The sequence below is a fragment of the Pseudoalteromonas sp. MM17-2 genome (assembly GCF_022347945.1).
GTDB classification, from domain to species: domain Bacteria; phylum Pseudomonadota; class Gammaproteobacteria; order Enterobacterales; family Alteromonadaceae; genus Pseudoalteromonas; species Pseudoalteromonas ruthenica.
On sequence record NZ_JAKRFV010000003.1, the window covers coordinates 291,751 to 310,729 of the forward strand.

An 18,979-nucleotide genomic window follows, 5' to 3' on the forward strand; every position below is an offset into this window, starting at 1 on the left:
GTTATAACCTAAGTGTACTGACTGCAGGGCCTTGCTTTCAAGTCACTTAGCGCTGACGTTTGTAGCGTAAGGTATCCCAGAACTGTTCATTGGCAATAATTTCACCGTTCTCGTCAAGAGCTGGGTAGGGGAGTCCCTTTTCTTTGCATTGCTGGGCAATAATAGGGTGGCATCCTTCGAACAGTAAAGTGTGCTTGATTTGTGGATTGAGCATATCGCGTTCATACAAGCCAGCGGCTTCGCGTTGACGCTGTGCTTCATAAAGGATTAACGCGGCTGCCACAGAGACATTTAGAGACTGCACCATACCGCGCATTGGAATAACGATATGTTTATCAGCATGGGCAAGCGCTGCATCGGAAATACCCTCGCGCTCTTGGCCAACAATCACGGCGGTGGGTTGGGTGTAGTCAATATCACGATAGTCGACGGCGTCGCTACTGAGGTTGGTGGCCAGCAACTGCACCCCAGGGATCTGCTCGCGAATACTGCCAACAGCCTGGTCAATATCGTCATGCATATGGGTGTGCACCCAGTTTTTGCTACCGCCGGAGGTGTTATTAGTGAGACGACGCTGCTCTTTAGGCCAGACCGCATGAATATGGTGACAACCGACAGCGTCGGCGGTGCGCACGATGGCCGAAAGATTATGGTGTTTATGCACTTCATCTAAGCACACGCTGAGATCGGTTTGTCGTCTATCTAAAACTTGTTTTACTCGGTGGTAACGCTTCTCGCCCATAGCCCATCTTTGCTGTTACAAAAAAGTGCGCCGATTATACGCCAATGTGGCTATGGGGTCACACTACGATTAATAGGGTTTTGCAAAGAAATCAGCGTTTCGGTTGACTGAATCGCCTCAATCGCTTGCACTTTATTGATCAGCACGTCTTGTAAGTGCTCGATGGAGCGCGCCATCACCTTAATAAAAATGCTGTAATTACCTGTTGTATAGTAGGCCTCGACCACTTCTTCGAGCTCACGCAATAACTCTAAAGTATGGGGGTAGTCGCGGGCATTGTTGAGGTTAATGCCAATAAAGCAACACACATCATACCCCAGGCGTTTAGCATCAACACGTACCTGGGTGCCGGTGATCACTCCGGCTTGGCGCATTTTTTCTATGCGCACATGAATGGTCCCAGCACTGACTCCGCATTGTTTCGCCAATTCGGCGTAAGGGGTGCGGGCATTACTCATCAAGCTTTTAAGGATGGATTTGTCTAAATTGTCGAATCGATAATTTTCCATAGCTAAAACACATAAAAAATAAATGGTATCTAATATATTTCAGTTAAATTGATTTTTATTTTTAAGTAAAGCTCTTTTTGTTAAATGGTATTGAATAAAACTCTCGCTGAGGTATGGTTTTTATATCGAACAAAGCAGCAGTAATGGGAATGAGGACCATGAGCACAGAGTATATTCAACAACAGCAGCAAATTAGTACGGTTAAACAGGTATTTTCACAGCACTTAGCAGCGGCTTTGAATCTTGTTGAGGTGCAGGCGCCGATTCTTGCCCAGGTAGGAGATGGTATTCAAGATGAGCTCAGTGGTCATGAAAAGGCCGTCGCCGTGCAGGTGAAAACCCTGCCTGAGCAACGTTATGAGGTGGTGCACTCACTAGCGAAGTGGAAACGTAAGACCCTCGCTGATTACGGCTTTGCTGTGGGCTCGGGGTTATATACCCACATGCGAGCCTTGCGCCCAGATGAAGAGCGTCTGAGCCCCATTCATTCAGTGTATGTTGACCAATGGGATTGGGAAAAGGTGATTTGTGAGCGTAGCGAGCGCAGTTTAGCGACGCTAAAGGCCACTGTTGAGCAAATTTATGCTGCCATTAAAGCGACAGAAAACTATGTGGGTGAGCAGTTTGATATTGCTCCTTACCTACCTGAAAAAATTCATTTTATTCATGCCGAGAAGTTGCGTCAGGCATATCCAGATCTAAGCGCGAAAGAGCGGGAGCGTGCGGTTTGTAAGCAGTATGGTGCAGTCTTTCTCATCGGCATCGGTGGTAAGCTCGCAGACGGTCAACGTCATGATGTGCGCGCCCCGGATTATGATGATTGGTCTACTCAGGGAGATGAGGGGTTGCCTGGGCTTAACGGCGATATCTTAGTGTGGAACAAGGTACTTGAAGATGCATTTGAGATTTCTTCCATGGGCATTCGGGTTTGCCCCGAGTCATTACTCACTCAGTTGGAGTTGAGCGAGCAAAGCCACAAAACGCAACTGCCTTGGCATCAAGCCTTGCTTCATAAAAAGCTACCACAAACCATTGGTGGCGGTATCGGCCAGTCTCGTTTAGCGATGTTGCTCTTGCAGAAAAGTCATATTGGTCAAGTGCAGGTAGGAGTATGGCCTGAACAGCTAAAACAACAGCAAGCCCTATTGTAAATCTTGTGGTTAGCGTGCTGAGCCTCATTAAGAGTAATGGGCTAAGCACGCCTTTTTTGCTGTTTAGGAGGTTTTAAACTCAACCTCTATTTTGCTTTTTTCTAGTTTTACAACGCAGGGTGGGTACTGCCTGGCGGTTTTCAATACCTTGTCAAAGATATGAATCTCAACGCCGGAATTTAAGCGTTGATGGGCAACAAGATTGGCGCCATCAAGCAGTGAGTGTAAGGTGTTATCTAAGCTAGACAGCTTAGTTTCAAGCTCATCTGCTTGTTGTACTAGGGCCAGTTGTGTGGCACCAATTTTTTCAATGAGTTGTTTTTTCTTTTCCGCGTCTTTAATCGCTTCTGCTTTCTCTAGTGCATCTTGCAACGACGCCAGTTTATCGTCAGTCTGTGAAAGTTGCTGCACACAGGCGTCATTGTCAGCGGTAATATCCGCGCCTCGGGCAACTAGATTAATGCGCATCTTGGCCCCCGACTCACTACCAATTTCACCGGCTTCAAGGCGGCAGGCATCGAGTACTTCACCGCCAAAGAGCTTACCATTTGGGCTCTCTTCTGGCCCTACTATAAGGCTTTCTAGGGCCTTTAATTGGCAATGGCTAGCTTGGCGTTCGATATAGATATTAGTGGCTTCTAGGTAGCAATATTGGGCGTGGCTGATATGTAAATTACCGCCCGCATTAATCTGGCAAGTAAGCTCGGCGTCATTTTGCTGGTGATTAGGGTGCCCAATGGTGCCTTGTTTGATGGTGATGTCACCGGTGGCATTGAGAATGCCTGATTCCACCGTGCCCAGTACGCTAATTTCACCCTTAGCGGTGACGCGCATACCCGGCTCAACGTTATGGGTGATCACCACAGAGCCATCAAAATCGATATGACCGCTTTTAACGTTCACTTCTTTAATCGTGAAAATATCGTCAACGCGCATGCCATTGGGAGATTCCACGGGCACGCCAGAAACAGTCGCGCGCAGCTCCAGTGGGTTATCCGGATTGAGTTCGGTCCCCTCTCCGGGGGTTAAAGACAGTTGCTCACCAGGTTTGGCTTCAAGTACATCGCCGGTAACGGTGAACCCCTCTTTCCCCGGGGTTGCAGGCTTTTGGATCATTAAAACGGTGCCAGGCTGAACGCTGGCAAGTTTGCCAAAGTCTCGCATATCAACCGTGCCGTCTTCACGGCGTTTAGGCTTGTTAATGCGATCTTTTAGGGTTTGTGTTTGTTTGACTAGTTCGCTGGGCTGCCCATCAACGGGTAAGCGTCCACGTGCTAGTGTGCCTTTCACTGAGCTACCAGGGGCCAATTCGAATTGCTGTTGTAAAAGCTTTTCTAAAAGCGCTTGCTGGTAGCCTCGGCGTACACCCGCCACCACAATGGCCTTTTTACCGGCTTCCAAATCGAGGGCTTTGCCCCCTTGCGCAGTGGTTAGCCGTCCCATCGCTGACATTTTATCGTCGCTGATGGTGACCTCTAAGGTGGCATCTACGCGCTTACCGACTACGATACTCGGACCTGATTCTTCACCGCTGTAAAACTTATCGAGGTGCTCGTCGTCCACTTTACAGCCAGCAAATTCGGATTGCTGTAATGCTTCTAGCATGGCTGCTTTTGATGGTGGCGCCGGTGTCTCCTGCGTCACATTAAACAGCACATTGCCATTGTGGGCCAATTTAAACACAAATAATTCCTTGCAAGCACACGACTTTATTAAGTTTTATCCTACTTTATGAGATTTACAAGGAGAATGGAAGAGAGGAGAGGGCAGAAAAACTCTGCCCAAAAAATATACCAGTGAGGTGGGCTGTCTAATTAGTGGATGGCAGCTCCATAATTCCGTCGATTTCAACTTGTGCGCCTTTAGGCAGCTCTTTCACGCCAATCGCGGCACGAGCAGGGTAAGGCATTTTGAAATGTTGGCTCATAATTTCATTCACCGTGGCAAAGTTGCTCAAGTCGGTAAGGAAAATATTGACCTTGACCATGTCTTGTAACTCACCCCCGGCGGCTTCACAAACGGCGGCCAGGTTTTTAAATACTTGCTGTGTCTGTTCCGCAAAGTCATCAGAGATCATTTCCATGGTCTCTGCCACAAGTGGAATTTGCCCCGAAAGGTATACAGCGGTGCCTACCTTAACAGCTTGGTTATAAGTGCCAATAGCTGAGGGGGCTTGGTCGGTTGATATAATAATTTTATTCATGATTGTCCTTTACTTTTTACGGTAGACCTTTTGTACATCAGGCATCACCCGGATGCGGCGCATGATATTTGCTACGTGAATACGGTCTTTCACGGTCACGCCAAGGTCAATAACATATAAATTGCTTTCTTTTTCATCAGTTGTTAGTTCAACAATATTAGCGCCTGTTGACGCCACTAAGTTGGTGAGCTTAGCGAGCACACCTTGGTGGTTGATGATTTCCACACGCAAAGCGGCTATGTATTCTTTTTCTGGATTATCTTCCCACTTCACAACAAAGTATTTTGATGACTCGCTTTGCCAGCCGCGAATATTTTTACATTCTTGGCGGTGCACGGTCAGGCCTTTGCCTTGGCTAACATGAGCGACAATGGCATCACCTGGGACCGGACGGCAGCACTTAGAGTAATTGACCAGCATGCCTTCGGTACCAATAATGGCCGCCTTTGCCGATTTTTCTAAGTCGTCGATTTGTTCCTCGTCTACCTGCAGTAGGCGTTTGGCGACTAGCATGCTCATAATGTTGCCACAGCCTATTTCGACCAATAGCTCCAGCAAGGTGTTGAGTTGGTGCTCTTCAAGCACACGCGTTATCCGCTCTTCACCTATCTCGTCTAATGCGTGCTCGCCCAAAGCCGAATCAAGCAGACGACGCCCTAATTGCATAGCTTCTTCTTGGCGTTGGCTCTTAAGGTAATTACGTACACATAAACGTGCTTTTGCGGTAACAATAAAGTTGAGCCACGTGGCGTTGGGATGTGCCCCTGAGCTGGTGATTACCTCTACGGTTTGCCCGGTATCAAGCGGTCGACTCAAGGGGTGCGGTTTGCGATTGACGCGGGCACCTACACAGGTGTTACCAACATCGGTGTGCACCGCATAGGCAAAGTCGACAGCGGTGGCACCCATGGGCAACTCGATAATACGGCCATCAGGAGTAAATACGTAAATCTCTTCAGGGAACAGTTCGGTTTTAACGTTTTCCACGAACTCAAATGAAGAGCCTGCACTTTGTTGCAGCTCGAGTAGGCTTTGCATCCATTGACGGGCGCGCTGCTGAGCCGTATGCCCGGTATTTTCTCCCGCCTTTTTGTACATCCAATGTGCCGCGACCCCTTTATCGGCCATGTGGTCCATATCTAAGGTGCGAATTTGAATTTCCACGGGAATGCCGTGTGGCCCCACCAGCGAGGTGTGTAGCGACTGATAGCCATTGGTCTTTGGTACGGCAATATAATCTTTAAAACGTGTTTCGATAGGTTTATAGAGATTATGCGCCACCCCAAGCACGCGGTAACAGGTATCCATGCTATCAACAACAATGCGAAACGCATAAATGTCCATCACCTCGTTAAACATCAGCTCTTTGTTGAGCATTTTTTTGTAAATGCTGTAGAGGTGCTTTTCTCGCCCTGATACTTGTGCTTGAATGCCAGCGTCTTCTAAGCGTGATTCAATCTCACCCTGAATATTGCTGATCACTTCCTTACGATTGCCTCGTGCTTTCGCAACCTCTGATTTCAGGGCGCGATAGCGCATCGGGTAAAGCGCTTGAAAACCTAAGTCTTCGAGCTCGTTTTTAATGTCGTGGATACCTAAGCGGTTAGCGATGGGGGCAAAGATTTCTAAGGTCTCGCGGGCGATGCGACGACGCTTGTCAGGACGTAGTGCTCCCAGGGTGCGCATATTGTGGGTGCGGTCCGCCAATTTAATTAAAATAACGCGGATGTCCTGAGTCATCGCCATGATCATTTTGCGATAGTTTTCAGCTTGGAATTCTTTTTTGTCTTTGAAGCTGAGTTTATCGAGCTTACTGACGCCCTCGACGAGTTCGGCGACCGTCTCGCCAAATATCTCCGCCAGGTCTTGTTGCGAGAAGTCGGTGTCTTCGATGACATCGTGCATAAGCGCCGCCATAAGGGTCTCATGGTCGAGCTTCATGCTGGCTAAAATCTGCGTTACTTCAACGGGGTGTGTGATGTACGGCTCACCACTTGAGCGAAATTGTCCTTCATGGGCTTCACGGGCCACCACATAGGCTTTTTGTACCAATGCCACATCAGCCGGAGGCAGGTACTCGGATATTTTTTTCTTTAGACCTTCAAAGAGATACATTCACACTCCAAACACAGCGAGGCGAAATTGAACAGTTAAGGTGAATATACGTTGAAAAGAGGGGAAAGCCAACGGCTGCGCGAGTATTGCAGCCGTTTTGAGAGCGTTAGAGGCCGCTTATTGGTTGCCGCCAACGATAGCCGCAACAGCTGCCATTTCAGCAGCTTCTTGGTTTTGCTGCTCTTGGCGTTCAATGGCCTCTAGGGTATCCACAGTAATGTGGCCTTCCTCGATTTCACGCAAAGCGAGAACCGTTGGTTTGTCGTTTTCAGCATCAACCATAGGATCTTTACCACCTACGGCGATCTGGCGCGCACGACGGGCGGCGACAAGGATTAAGTCAAAACGGTTGCCAATTTTATCTACTGCATCTTCAACAGTTACGCGAGCCATGCTTCACTCCAAAATTTAATTCTGTAAACGCATAGTTTACTGCAAGGTTAAGTTTAGGCCAATAGTTATTTTAACAAGTCGTGGATTAGTTCGTTATGTTTTACACGTTGAGCGCTGATGCTTAAGCGCTTGGCTTTAACGATGGTTTCAATCTCAGCTAAAGCGGTGTCAAAGTCATCATTAACGACCAAGTAATCATACTCATCAAAGTGTGAGGTTTCTGATTGCGCCTTGGCCATGCGCCCGGCAATCACGTCTGCGGAATCTTGGCCGCGATTGGTTAGGCGATTTTCAAGCTCAGCCTTGGATGGCGGCAAAATAAAAATAGTGGTGACGTCCGGGGCTAATTCACGCACTTGTCGCGCGCCTTGCCAATCTATATCGAGAAACACATCAATGCCGTTGGCTAGTTGCTGTTCTATCGCCGCTTTTGAAGTGCCGTAATAATTGTCGAACACTTGCGCCCACTCAAAGAAATCATCATTGTCGATCAGTGCTTTGAACTCAGCTTCGCTTACAAAATGATAATGCTGGGCGTTTTGCTCACCAGGGCGAGGAGCACGAGTGGTGTGCGACACCGATACTTGCATATCACTATGTTGTTGGAGTAACGCATTGATCAAGCTGGACTTACCCGCACCAGATGGGGCGGATAAAATAAACAAATTACCACGAACTTGGCTCATGATGTCTCTCTAAATACTGGGGTTTAAAAAAGAGCCGCGTAGTATAGCGGATTTCTCAGCCTAGGTTAACTGGCGCATAAACCTGTTGTCGATTCATGCGCCACAATAGTTTTAGTGTTTAAGCTTAGCCTGAGAAAAACGTGGATACAAAGCTGGCAACACAAACAAAGTTAATAAGGTGGATGTCAGTAGCCCACCGACAATCACGCTTGCCAAGGGGCGCTGAATTTCGGCCCCCACACCTTGAGAAAGCAGCATGGGAATCAAGCCTAATGCCGATGTGATAGCGGTCATCAGCACAGGGCGCAGGCGCTGTGTGGCTCCTTCAAATACTGCGCTGGCTAGAGCTTGGCCGCTATTGATACGCTGATTGATGCTCTCGACCATCACCACTCCATTGAGTACCGCAACGCCAAATAAAGTAATAAAGCCTACCGAGCTTGGCACCGACAAATACTGCCCACTTAAATATAAGGAAAACACCCCACCAATGACTGCCAATGGGACATTGATTAATATCAGCAAGGCTTGGCCGACGCTGCCAAACGCAAAATACAGTAACAAAGCGATGGCAGCCAGTGACAATGGAATAACAATGCTGAGGCGCTGCTGTGCCCGCTGTTGATTTTCGAATTGCCCGCCGATGGCCACAGAGTAACCGCTGGGCAGCGCTACATCATTTGCGATTTGCTCACGAATTTGCGCCACCACCGAGCCCATATCTCGGCCTTGTATATTTGCTTGGACTACAACTCGGCGCTGTACATCGTCGCGGCGCACCTGAGGAGGCCCCGATTCAATGCTTATATCGGCCACATCGGCTAGGCGCACCCACGCCCCGTTGCTAGCTTGCAAATATAAATTGCCAATGGCTTGTGGGGTTTGTCGGTAGGGTTTATCAATGCGTACGTTAATATCATAGCGTTCGTTACCATTGATAATTTGTCCGGCTTGTACACCGCCAATGCCGTCGCGCACCAAGCCCATCACATCGGCGACTTGCAAGCCATAACGAGCCAAGGCTTGACGTTTTGGTTTAACGATCAGTTGTGCTTCGCCGGCAATTTGTTCAAGCGCGACATCGCGGGTGCCAGGCACCGCTTTTACCGCATTGGCAATGGCCTCGCCCTGAGTCGCTAGCACTTCAAGTTCGGGGCCAAATAGTTTGATGGCTAGCTGCGCTTTTACTCCAGACAGTAACTCATCAACTCGCGTGGCGATAGGCTGAGAAAAGTTAAACAACAACCCTGGATAGGCGCTGAGCTTCTGTTCCATCAACGCTTGCAGCTGATAGCGGTTTTCTGCACTTTGCCACTGACTGGGGGGCTTTAAGCCAATATAGATTTCGATGTTATTGACCGGCTCGGGGTCGCCCCCAATTTCGGCCCGACCGATACGGCTCAAAGCGTACGTGACTTCAGGAAAGCTTAACAGCTTGGCTTCTAGTTTGGGGGCCACCGCAAGTGCAGTTTCGAGGCTTGAAGAAGGCGCCAAGGTAACGCGCAGGTTAATGGTACCTTCTTCGAGCTCGGGAACAAATTCGGTTCCCAACTGCCCTAGGGTGGCAACAGCCCCAGCAACAAGTAGAAGCGCCGTGACCACCACCGCTTTGGTATGCGCTAGAGCCTTGTGCAACGTTTTTCGATAAAGCACATCCAAGGGTTTGAGTATCAAGCTGGGGCGCGATGTGATTTGACCGGTAAACAGATAGCTTGCGAGTGCAGGAACGATAATTAACGCCACGAAAATAGCACTGATCACCGCTAAAATAATGCTTATCGCCATCGGTTGGAACAGTTTGGCTTCAACGCCTTCGAAGCTAAAGAGCGGCATAAACACGACTAAAATAATGGTTGCGGCGAAAAACACGGGTCGAGCGACCTCTTTCCCCGCGAGTAAAATACGCTCGCGTGCCGTCAACTTGCTGTCTTGGCGGCTTAAATGCTTAAACATGTTCTCAACCATTACCACTGAGCCATCGACCAGCATGCCAATCGCCACAGCAAGACCGCCAAGCGACATTAAATTAGCAGAAATGTTAAGCCACACCATCATCATTAAGGCCATGGCAATGGCGATGGGGATGGATATGAGCACTAATAACGTGGCGCGTAGGTTCATTAGAAACAGGGCGAGCACAACAACGATAAAAATAAAGGCGAGAGTGAGTGCATTCACCACCGTATTCACGGCTTTGGTGATAAGGTCTGCTTGGTCATAAAAAGGTTGAAATCGTACCCCTTGTGGCAGCGCTTGATTGATCATTTGCACCCTTTGCTCGATCCCATCGATGGTGGCTTTGGTATTGGCACCCATGCGTTTGAGGACAATGCCAGAGACCACCTCACCTAACTGTTCGACCTCGCCCTGGGCGTTTTTACGGCTCATGGTCACCGCACCTTGGCGAATCTCGCTGCCTAAGCGTACCTCAGCAATATCACCGACGGTAATGACCGTGCCGGCGACGGTTTTTACCGCTACTTGTTTTATTTGCTCAATGCCTTGGCGTGAGTGAGCAAACCAGCCGGTACCGCGCACCACCAGCTGTTCTTGACCACGGTCCATATACCAACCGCCGACATTGTCATTGCTGGCATCGAGCGCGGCGACCAGGTCTTGCTGCGTTAATTGGTAGGCGAGTAATTTATTCGGGTTGATGGCGACTTGATATTGGCGCACACGACCACCAAATGACAGCACATCAGTGACGCCGTCAATCGGCATAATCAGCAGCTTTACCACCCAATCATTGAGTGAGCGCAGGGCCATCGTATCGAGCTCGGCCTCTGCATCGGCTATAAGTAAGTACTGATACACTTGCCCCAAGCCTGAGGTATTGGGGCCCATCTCAGGGCTGCCAAGACCGTCAGGGATAAGCTCTTTGGCGGCTTGTAAACGCTCAAAAACCAGCTGTCTAGCAAAGTAAATATCGGTGTCCTCGTTAAACACGATGGTCACTCCAGAAAGGCCTGTTTTAGATATCGAGCGCACTTGCTCGACATTGGGAAGCGCATACATAACCGCTTCGATAGGGTAGGTGATCAGTTGCTCTACCTCTTCGGCGGCCAGACCGGGGGCTTCGGTGTTTACCGTTACTTGTACATTGGTGACGTCGGGAAAGGCGTCTAAATTAAGTTTAGGGATCACTGTGATGCTGGCAGCGATCAGGCTCACCAACGCCAGCACAACCAGGAGGCGGTTACGCACCGCCCAAGCAATAATAGAGTTAAACATTGTGCCGCTCCAGCTTAGTGGTTATGAGGGTCAAAGCCACTTTTGGCCAGTTGAGAAGAAATAAAGAAAGCCCCGGTCATCGCGACATTGGCTCCCGCAGGCACGCCGGAGATTTGCTGGTAGCGTCCAAAGCGTTCACCCAACTCAACCTCTACGGGTAAGAACTCGCCGGGGCTTTGTTGCACAAACACCTGCCAATCGCCGTCACTGCCGCGCATGAGCGCGCTCTGGGGAAGAGCCAATACAGGCGTGGTGCTCGCAAAGGTGAAATGCACATCGACGAACATGCCGGCATGGAGTTTATCTTGCGGGTTATCTACTTTTAGTCGGATCACCCGCGTCCGGGTAGTCGGGTCAATCACATGGGCTTCTTGAATGACTTTCGCTGGGTAAGTGCGGCCGTTGACGACGATATTCACCGCTGTGGCTTTATTGATGGCGCCGTCGCTATAAGGCGCAACTTTGGCCTCAACCCATAGGCTAGATTCATCGGCGATGGTCATAATGCTCTGCCCAGCTTCCACTCGTTGGCCTTGGGTGAAGTCGTCGTTAAGCACCACTCCTGAGGTTTGGGCCACCAAAGAATATTGGCCAAATGACGCAATGTTGTCCTTACTAATCGTACCAATGGCTTCAGTGGTTAAGCCAAGGGCAATTAACTGCCCGTAGCTGGCGTTGTATTGTGACTGTGCTTTTAAGCGAGTACTTTCACTCACCGCTCGGTTATCAAGTTGCTTTACCCGTTGCCACTCACTCGCCGCTACTAGGTAGTCGGCCTGAGCATTGGCCATTTTTTCACTGAACAAGGTGACCAGTGGTTGCCCTTGATTGACGTGCTCGCCAAGCATTGCGTGGCGCTCAATGACAACCGACTCAGTACGTGCGGAAACGATGTAACTTGAGTACCCATTGGCCTTGAGCTCTCCAGGTGCATACAGCGTTTTGTTATGTGTACGTGCTTGTAAGGGCGCTACTTTTATTTGCGCTAGGGCCATGCTGCGCTCACTGAGAGCAATACCTTGACCATGGTCGCTGGGTGATGATTTTGCCGTATTGTTGGTATCATTATGGTCGTGACCTTCGCCCGCGAAGGTGAGCGACGACACGCTCAATACTAACAATGTAACGGTTTTGATAAACACCGTGAAAAAGGTGTCCAAGGCGCGATGAACACACGCGCCACTAAGTGCCTTCGCGCTGCGCGCAGAGCAAAAAATAGAAAGCTTCATAAACTGTTCTCTAACTGCAAATGTTAAGTTAGCCACAAGCGCAGTGGGCGCGTTGGGCATGGAGGATAAGTGCAGTTAGACGATGGGAGGGCGGAAAGTTGGATAAATGACCTCGCCCACAGCGCGGTGGCGCCAGTCCGGCAATGCGAAATCAACATGGTCATTGGCAAAACAGGGGGCCGGCATGCTCCCCCAAGTGAGATGTGAGCCTGAGCAGTGGCCGCAGTGATGACAATCAGCAGTATCGTGCAAGTTATCGCTTGCCTGTGGTTGCAAGTCATCATGTTGTTGGTGCGAATGTACGCTCTGTAAATGCTCGCTGTCGATTTGATGTACAGGGGTGGGATCAGCACTCGCTGCCAGTGATTGCAGCACAATCACTAGGGGTAAAAGAATGCTAAATACACACTTAAGCACCGGGAGCACACCTGTTAGTTATCAAATTAGGGTCTAAAATACCGACAGCGATACATAAAATCAATGAGTATTGTGCTTAACTGGCACGCAATTTAAAGCGCTGCACAGACTCACTAAGTTCACCGGCTTGAGAATTAAGCTGTTTCGCAATCTCTAAAGCTCCTTGGGTGTCGTTCAGTGATGCCTGGCTCGCGCGCTCAATATCAGACACATCCTTGGCCATTTCCGCAGCGACCACTGATTGCTCTTCGGTGGCAGTCGCGATTGATTGAATCATACTGGCAATGTCGCTGGCACTTTGCATTATATTGCTAAGTTGTTCCCCGGCCTGCTCCGCCATAGATACACTGCTGTTTACTTGTTCTACGCTACTATGCATAGACTCTACCGCTTGGTGAGTTTGCTTTTGGATGGCGGTAATTGTCTGCGCGACTTCATCGGTGGCTTTGGTCGTGCGCTCAGCCAAAGTGCGTACTTCGTCGGCAACGACGGCAAAGCCTCGGCCCTGTTCACCGGCTCGTGCGGCTTCAATGGCAGCATTGAGTGCCAACAAGTTTGTCTGCTCGGCAATGGCACTGATCACACTGATGATATTGCCAATTTGATTACTAAGCTCACCCAGTTCGGTGACTGAGCTGGAGGTGTTCTGCACTCTGCTCGAAGCGCTTCTTATTTCCGCTACCGTTTGGCTTACTGCTTCGGCACCATGAGCGGCATACTCTCTTGCTTGCTCACTATTGCCAGATGCTTGTTGTGATTGTCTGGCGACCTCTGAAACCGTTGAGCTCATTTCTTCAATGGCAGTGGCTATCTGTGTTGATTGGTCTGCTGAGTTTTGGCTGCGATTAGCGATTTGCTCGTTTGTTGAGCTAATTTCCAAGCTAGATTCCCTAACCTGAGTGGCCAGTGACGTGATCAGAGCCATTAAATCATGCAGAGATGACGACATTTTATTGGTTGCCGCAGCAAGGCTGTCGATTTCATCCTTGTTAGCATGAGTAATAGCCGGGCGCGATAAGTCGCCGATGCTGACACTTTCTGCTGTTTCTAGCACATTGTTTAAGCGAGTAATGATTGAGTGGCTAATGAGATAGGCAATAATGCCTGCGACAACGAAGGCGATTAAGGTAATGATCACAATAATGATCAACGTCAGGTTTAAGCCCTCGACAAGGTGGTTTAAGGCGCTAATAGCGTCTACTTGCTCTTCCCGAGCTGAGGTTTGCAAAATAGTGTTTAGTTTATCAACAACCTGGGCTTCTAGGTCATTGATAGTACTTCGAGCATCAATATAGTCTTGTGGACTATAGCGTGTAAAAATGCTGTTGGCCGTGCGCACAATGTCATCGCGATAAGACTCAACTTGACGTAGCGCTGCCACTTCATCAGGTTGTTGCTCAAGTGGTCGAAGCGCCTCAAGGTATTCATTGAAACTGGTTAAATCGTCTTTAAAGCGTGCTTTAGCTGCGGTATCACCGCGAATGTGTGCGTTCACACCCGCGACCAAGTCACCGGCCTCATCGATCAGCTCGAGGTAATATCTGACACCTGGTAAATTATCCTGCAGACTGGTTTGTAAATCGCTTGCTTGCATGGCCTGCGCATACTCTTGGTCTTTGAGCTCGTCGAGTAAGTCACCTAACTTCTCACCGGTGTCTTGTTCTAACTGTGCCACTTGTGATTGTACGCTACGAAATAATTCAGGGTCGTATCGATTAAACACGCCCTCAGCGATGCCGCGATTGTATTCCTTCACTAAGTTTTCTATGTTTGCCATCTTCTCTATGTCTGATGGCTTGTTAGACTCATACTTATAAAGCTCTTGGTGTTGCGTTTGAAATTGTATATACAAAGCCGCAAAGCTGTCTCGCTTTTGTTGTTCACCGCCTATGTATTCAAGGGCTTCATTTTGCATTTGATAAATAGTATCGGAGATCGATAAATAGGCTAGTAAACCGGGAAGGTCGTCGTTTTTAACTTCCTCAGCTTGCAGGGTTTCGGTGGAGACTTTAAGCCAAACGATAAGGCTTGAGATGACCATTAAAGCAATAACGGCGGCAAACGACAAAGACAACTTTGTTTTTAGTTTCATAATGTACTCACTGATAAGAGCCTGTTAATTAGGATAGCTGACAGGCTTAGTAATGCTCACAAAAGTTTGGCATAGTGTTTTTACACAGATATAACGCACGAGAAAAAATGTGCTTAATCGCGCTTAAGCTAAAGGGAGCGCAAAAGCGGGAAAGACGGTAAAGAGATTTTAACCCAGAGTGTAGGTACACGCAGCAAAAGGATAAGAAAATGGCGCATCACCACGATCATTCCCATGACATCGCTTCAGAGCGCATTGGTTGGGCATTCTTTTTAAATCTCGGGTTTACTATTATCGAGTTTATTGGCGGGTGGCTTACAAACAGTACCGCGATAATGGCCGATGCCGTGCATGACTTAGGGGATAGCCTGTCAATCGGCAGCGCCTGGCTGCTTAACAAATTCAGTAATAAAGGTGCCAATCAGCATTTTACTTATGGTTACCGGCGCTTAAGTTTATTCGGTGCGTTTATTAACTCGGTGGTATTAGTGATTGGCTCGGTGTGGGTGCTGGTGTTGTCGGTGCCGAGATTGTTTGACCCAGTGATGCCGGTAACGGAAGGCATGTTGGCCTTGGCGGTGCTAGGTATCGCAGTGAACGGTTATGCGGCGATTAAACTGAGCAGTGGTAAATCACTTAATGAGAAGGTGCTTAACTGGCACCTTCTTGAAGACGTGCTGGGTTGGGTGGCAGTGCTAGTGGTCGCAATCGTATTGATGTTTGTTGATTGGCCTATTTTAGACCCTATTTTATCCATTTGTTTTACCTTGTTTATTTTGGTCAATGTGGTGCGCAACTTAGTACAAACCGTACGGCTATTTCTGCAAGGAGCACCGGATAAAAAGACGCAAACAAAACTCACTGAGGTATTGATAGAGCCGCAAGAAATCAGCACCGCTCACCATGTGCATTACTGGTCGTTAGATGGCGAACATCATGTGCTGACAGCGCATTTATGTCTTGCACAAGAGCTTAATGCTGAGCAAGTGATAGCGCTAAAGCAACGTTTGGCCGACAACCTGGCAGAGTATGATTTAGCACACACCACCTTAGAATTTGAGTACCCGCAAGAGCAATGCCGAGATGGTTAACCAAAAAGCCCCTGGAAAGGGCTTTTAAGTGTTAAATGAATGCGAGATGATTACTCAATATTCTGGATCTGCTCACGCATTTGCTCAATCAGCACCTTTAACTCAACGGCGGCGTTGGTCACTTCGGTGTTAATAGATTTGGAGGCCAGTGTATTGGCTTCTCGGTTAAACTCTTGCATCATAAAATCAAGACGACGACCACAGGCTCCGCCTTTTTTCAGAATTTTACGGGTTTCTTTTACGTGCGATTTTAAGCGGTCGAGTTCTTCGGCGACATCTTGCTTTTGTGCCAAGTAAATAAGCTCTTGTTCAAGCCGGGTCTCGTCGATTTCGGCTTGCAGATCTTCCAGCTTCTGCGATAGCTTCTCACGTTGCCATTTGATGACTTCGGGCATGTGCGCTTCGACGATTGCGACTTGCTCTAAAATCGCGTCTAAGCGAGTTAATATCATTTGCTCAAGGTTCTCGCCTTCGCTAGCACGGGCGGCTTTAAAGTCATCTATAACGCCATTTAAGCCTTTGAGCAATTCACCTTGCACGACGTCCATATCCATTTCTTCGGCTTCCATTACGCCCGGCCAGCGAAGAATGTCTACGGGATTAATGTCGCCTTGGCTTTGTGCTTGCACCCATTGCGCGCTCTTCACTAATTGTGAGGCCAAAGACTCATTGATTTGTAACTCGCCAACATGGGCTGGGTTGGCGGCAAATTTTAAGAAGACTTCAACCTTACCGCGCTGTAAGTTTTTACGCAGCCGTTCACGGATCACAGGTTCTAAACCGCGAAATTGCTCGGGGGCGCGAATGAAGGTTTCCAGATAACGTTGGTTTACAGAGCGGATCTCCCAAGTTCCGGTGCCCCAATCGCCTTTAATTTCTTGGCGAGCATACGCAGTCATGCTGTGGATCATGAATGATTTCCTAATTTAAAACAGATATATCGGCATGCATTATACCTTAACAAAGAGTGAGCTCTAGCGGAAATTTCCAGCACAATTAGGGAAATTCATAAAAGTGCCGTGGCATCGCAGCGGGTGAACACATATAATGAACGAAAATTTTTAATGAAGGGGATAGTGAATGCGTCCAAGTGAAAGAACACCTAATCAAATTCGTCCAGTGACCTTTACTCGCCAATATACCATGCATGCTGAAGGCTCAGTGCTGGTTGAGTTTGGCAACACTAAGGTATTGTGTACTGCGAGTGTTGAGGCGGGTGTACCGCGTTTTATGAAGGGCCAAGGTAAAGGTTGGGTAACCGCAGAATATGGCATGTTACCACGCTCGACCCACACCCGTAATAACCGCGAAGCAGCGCGTGGCAAGCAAGGCGGACGCACCATGGAAATTCAACGACTGATCGCCCGTGCATTGCGAGCAGCCGTTGATTTAAAAGCCCTGGGTGAAAACACTATCACTATCGATTGCGACGTGATTCAAGCGGACGGTGGTACACGTACGGCATCTATCAGTGGAGCCTGTGTCGCCTTGGTTGATGCATTAACCTATATGCGCGCGAAAGGAATGATCAATACTAACCCTCTGCAACACATGATAGCGGCTATCTCTGTGGGTATTTTCAACGGCGAACCTATTACCGACTTGGAATATATCGAAGACTCACAAGCCGAAACAGATATGAACGTGATTCTTACCGAAACGGGTAAAATCATCGAGGTGCAAGGCACTGCTGAGGGTGAACCGTTCTCATTTGATGAGCTAGAGCAAATGCTAAGTTTAGCTAAGCACTCTATCCGCGAAATTATCGACATCCAAAAACAAGCTTTGGCATAAGCACTAAACGACTAGTTAAAGAGACATCTAATGAAAGAATATCAAAAGCAGTTTATTGAATTCGCATTAGCCAAGCAGGTATTGAAGTTTGGTGAGTTTACGCTTAAGTCTGGCCGCACTAGCCCTTACTTCTTTAACGCTGGGTTGTTTAACACCGGGCAAGACTTGGCCAAGTTAGGCCGCTTTTATGCAGCTGCACTTGAAGATGCTGGTATTGATTACGACTTATTGTTTGGTCCTGCTTATAAGGGGATCCCTATTGCTACGACTACAGCGGTGGCGTTGGCAGATCATTACAATAAAGACGTACCTTACTGCTTTAACCGCAAAGAGAAAAAAGACCATGGTGAAGGAGGCAACCTAGTTGGCTCTGAACTTAAAGGAAAGGTGATGTTAGTGGATGATGTGATCACCGCTGGCACCGCCATTCGCGAGTCTATGGAAATCATTGCCGCCAATGGCGCTGATTTAAGCGGGGTGCTGATTGCTCTGGATCGTCAGGAAAAAGGCAAAGCAGAGCTCTCGGCTATCCAAGAGGTAGAGCGAGACTTCAACACCCAAGTGGTATCGATAGTTAAACTAGCAGATTTAATCACCTATCTTGAGCAGCAGGGCAATATGGATGAGCACCTGCAAGCGGTCAAAGCCTACCGCGACCAATATGGTGTTGCATAGCAATATTGAAAAGCCCCGCTATCGGGGCTTTTTTTATGGCTGATAATAAGGTGGCAAGCGTTATGACAAGCTTAAAGTTAAACGGCCAAGGGCTAGGGCGGATAGTTAAAGCATTGCGTTGTACCTACTGGGGACTCAAAGCAGCTTATAAGGGCGAAGCGGCATTTCGCCAAGAGCTGACTTTGGCATTCATCCTTTTTCCTATCTCCTTTTTCATTGCCGATACCGCGATGCATTGGTTAGCACTGATTGTGATTATATTATTAGTGTTGGTTGTTGAATTACTGAACTCAGCCATTGAAGCGCTCACCGATAGGGTGTCTACGGAATTACATATTCTTTCTGGGCGCGCTAAAGATATGGGCTCGGCTGCGGTAAGCTTGGCATTGTTGATTGCCGCCTTGGTATGGGGAGTCAGTATTTACCAAGCAGTCAGACCTTACTGGTAATGGTCATCTTTTAAACCGCTTTTCAGTTAACAACAGAATAATAGCCATTAATAAGTGAATTAATGGTCTTTTTTAGTGCGTTTTGAGCGTAAAGTGCGCAAACGATCCATTTTTTGCAGTTTTCTTTAAAAAAGGGGTTGCGTGGAAATCGAATCTCCCTATAATGCGCATCCACCGACACGGCGGACTGCTTACAAAC

17 protein-coding genes are annotated in these 18,979 nt (G+C 48.3%); 5 read left to right on the forward strand and 12 right to left on the reverse strand.

Features of this window, described 5'->3' with window-relative positions:
* Window positions 1-46 precede the first annotated feature (46 nt).
* Both trmH and asnC read right to left on the reverse strand, forming a co-directional pair.
* Complete coding sequence (gene trmH, locus MHM93_RS04660) at window positions 47-742, reverse strand: tRNA (guanosine(18)-2'-O)-methyltransferase TrmH (protein WP_022943470.1); 696 nt, start codon at window positions 740-742, stop codon at window positions 47-49.
* 50 nt (window positions 743-792) lie between these two features.
* Window positions 793-1,251, reverse strand: a complete 459-nt coding sequence (asnC, locus tag MHM93_RS04665) for a transcriptional regulator AsnC (RefSeq protein WP_022943471.1) — start codon at window positions 1,249-1,251, stop codon at window positions 793-795.
* A 158-nt stretch (window positions 1,252-1,409) separates the two neighbouring features.
* On the opposite strand from asnC, the gene asnA reads away from it, so the two are divergent.
* Window positions 1,410-2,402 (forward strand): aspartate--ammonia ligase, encoded by a 993-nt coding sequence (gene asnA / locus MHM93_RS04670; RefSeq protein WP_239448196.1) that lies wholly within the window; start codon window positions 1,410-1,412, stop codon window positions 2,400-2,402.
* 63 nt (window positions 2,403-2,465) lie between these two features.
* Here asnA and MHM93_RS04675 read toward each other — a convergent pair whose 3' ends face one another.
* The 9 genes from MHM93_RS04675 to MHM93_RS04715 form a co-directional block, all read right to left on the reverse strand.
* Complete coding sequence (locus MHM93_RS04675; RefSeq protein ID WP_022943473.1) at window positions 2,466-4,085, reverse strand: FapA family protein; 1,620 nt, start codon at window positions 4,083-4,085, stop codon at window positions 2,466-2,468.
* A 127-nt stretch (window positions 4,086-4,212) separates the two neighbouring features.
* The gene (locus tag MHM93_RS04680; RefSeq protein WP_022943474.1) at window positions 4,213-4,605 is read right to left on the reverse strand and encodes a RidA family protein; all 393 of its coding nucleotides are present in this window, start codon (window positions 4,603-4,605) and stop codon (window positions 4,213-4,215) included.
* A gap of 9 nt (window positions 4,606-4,614) precedes the next feature.
* Window positions 4,615-6,720, reverse strand: a complete 2,106-nt coding sequence (gene spoT / locus MHM93_RS04685; protein ID WP_022943475.1) for a bifunctional GTP diphosphokinase/guanosine-3',5'-bis pyrophosphate 3'-pyrophosphohydrolase — start codon at window positions 6,718-6,720, stop codon at window positions 4,615-4,617.
* Between the two features lie 117 nt (window positions 6,721-6,837).
* Window positions 6,838-7,113, reverse strand: coding sequence for a DNA-directed RNA polymerase subunit omega (gene rpoZ / locus MHM93_RS04690; protein WP_022943476.1), 276 nt, complete (start codon window positions 7,111-7,113; stop codon window positions 6,838-6,840).
* A gap of 65 nt (window positions 7,114-7,178) precedes the next feature.
* Window positions 7,179-7,799, reverse strand: a complete 621-nt coding sequence (gmk, locus tag MHM93_RS04695) for a guanylate kinase (RefSeq protein ID WP_239448197.1) — start codon at window positions 7,797-7,799, stop codon at window positions 7,179-7,181.
* A 111-nt stretch (window positions 7,800-7,910) separates the two neighbouring features.
* Entirely contained in the window at window positions 7,911-11,033 is a 3,123-nt protein-coding gene (locus tag MHM93_RS04700; protein WP_239448198.1) for a CusA/CzcA family heavy metal efflux RND transporter, read from the reverse strand.
* A gap of 14 nt (window positions 11,034-11,047) precedes the next feature.
* Window positions 11,048-12,262 carry an efflux RND transporter periplasmic adaptor subunit gene (locus MHM93_RS04705; RefSeq protein ID WP_239448199.1) on the reverse strand — a complete coding sequence of 405 codons (1,215 nt, stop codon included), beginning with the start codon at window positions 12,260-12,262 and terminating at the stop codon, window positions 11,048-11,050.
* Between the two features lie 75 nt (window positions 12,263-12,337).
* Window positions 12,338-12,679 carry a hypothetical protein gene (locus tag MHM93_RS04710; RefSeq protein ID WP_053909709.1) on the reverse strand — a complete coding sequence of 114 codons (342 nt, stop codon included), beginning with the start codon at window positions 12,677-12,679 and terminating at the stop codon, window positions 12,338-12,340.
* Between the two features lie 76 nt (window positions 12,680-12,755).
* Complete coding sequence (locus MHM93_RS04715; protein ID WP_239448200.1) at window positions 12,756-14,771, reverse strand: HAMP domain-containing methyl-accepting chemotaxis protein; 2,016 nt, start codon at window positions 14,769-14,771, stop codon at window positions 12,756-12,758.
* 209 nt (window positions 14,772-14,980) lie between these two features.
* On the opposite strand from MHM93_RS04715, the gene MHM93_RS04720 reads away from it, so the two are divergent.
* Window positions 14,981-15,862, forward strand: a complete 882-nt coding sequence (locus MHM93_RS04720; RefSeq protein WP_239448201.1) for a cation diffusion facilitator family transporter — start codon at window positions 14,981-14,983, stop codon at window positions 15,860-15,862.
* 50 nt (window positions 15,863-15,912) lie between these two features.
* Here the strand turns inward: MHM93_RS04720 and MHM93_RS04725 are convergent, their stop codons facing one another.
* A complete protein-coding gene (locus MHM93_RS04725) occupies window positions 15,913-16,773 on the reverse strand; it encodes a YicC/YloC family endoribonuclease (RefSeq protein WP_045980695.1) in 861 nt (286 codons plus the stop codon).
* Between the two features lie 169 nt (window positions 16,774-16,942).
* Between MHM93_RS04725 and rph the strand changes: the two genes are divergently transcribed.
* The 3 genes from rph to MHM93_RS04740 all read left to right on the forward strand — a co-directional run bounded on the left by rph (window position 16,943) and on the right by MHM93_RS04740 (window position 18,780).
* Window positions 16,943-17,656, forward strand: a complete 714-nt coding sequence (gene rph / locus MHM93_RS04730; protein ID WP_022943484.1) for a ribonuclease PH — start codon at window positions 16,943-16,945, stop codon at window positions 17,654-17,656.
* A gap of 30 nt (window positions 17,657-17,686) precedes the next feature.
* On the forward strand, window positions 17,687-18,331 hold the full coding sequence (gene pyrE / locus MHM93_RS04735; protein ID WP_138508657.1) for an orotate phosphoribosyltransferase: 645 nt from the start codon (window positions 17,687-17,689) through the stop codon (window positions 18,329-18,331).
* Between the two features lie 62 nt (window positions 18,332-18,393).
* On the forward strand, window positions 18,394-18,780 hold the full coding sequence (locus MHM93_RS04740) for a diacylglycerol kinase (protein WP_239448202.1): 387 nt from the start codon (window positions 18,394-18,396) through the stop codon (window positions 18,778-18,780).
* Window positions 18,781-18,979 lie beyond the last annotated feature (199 nt).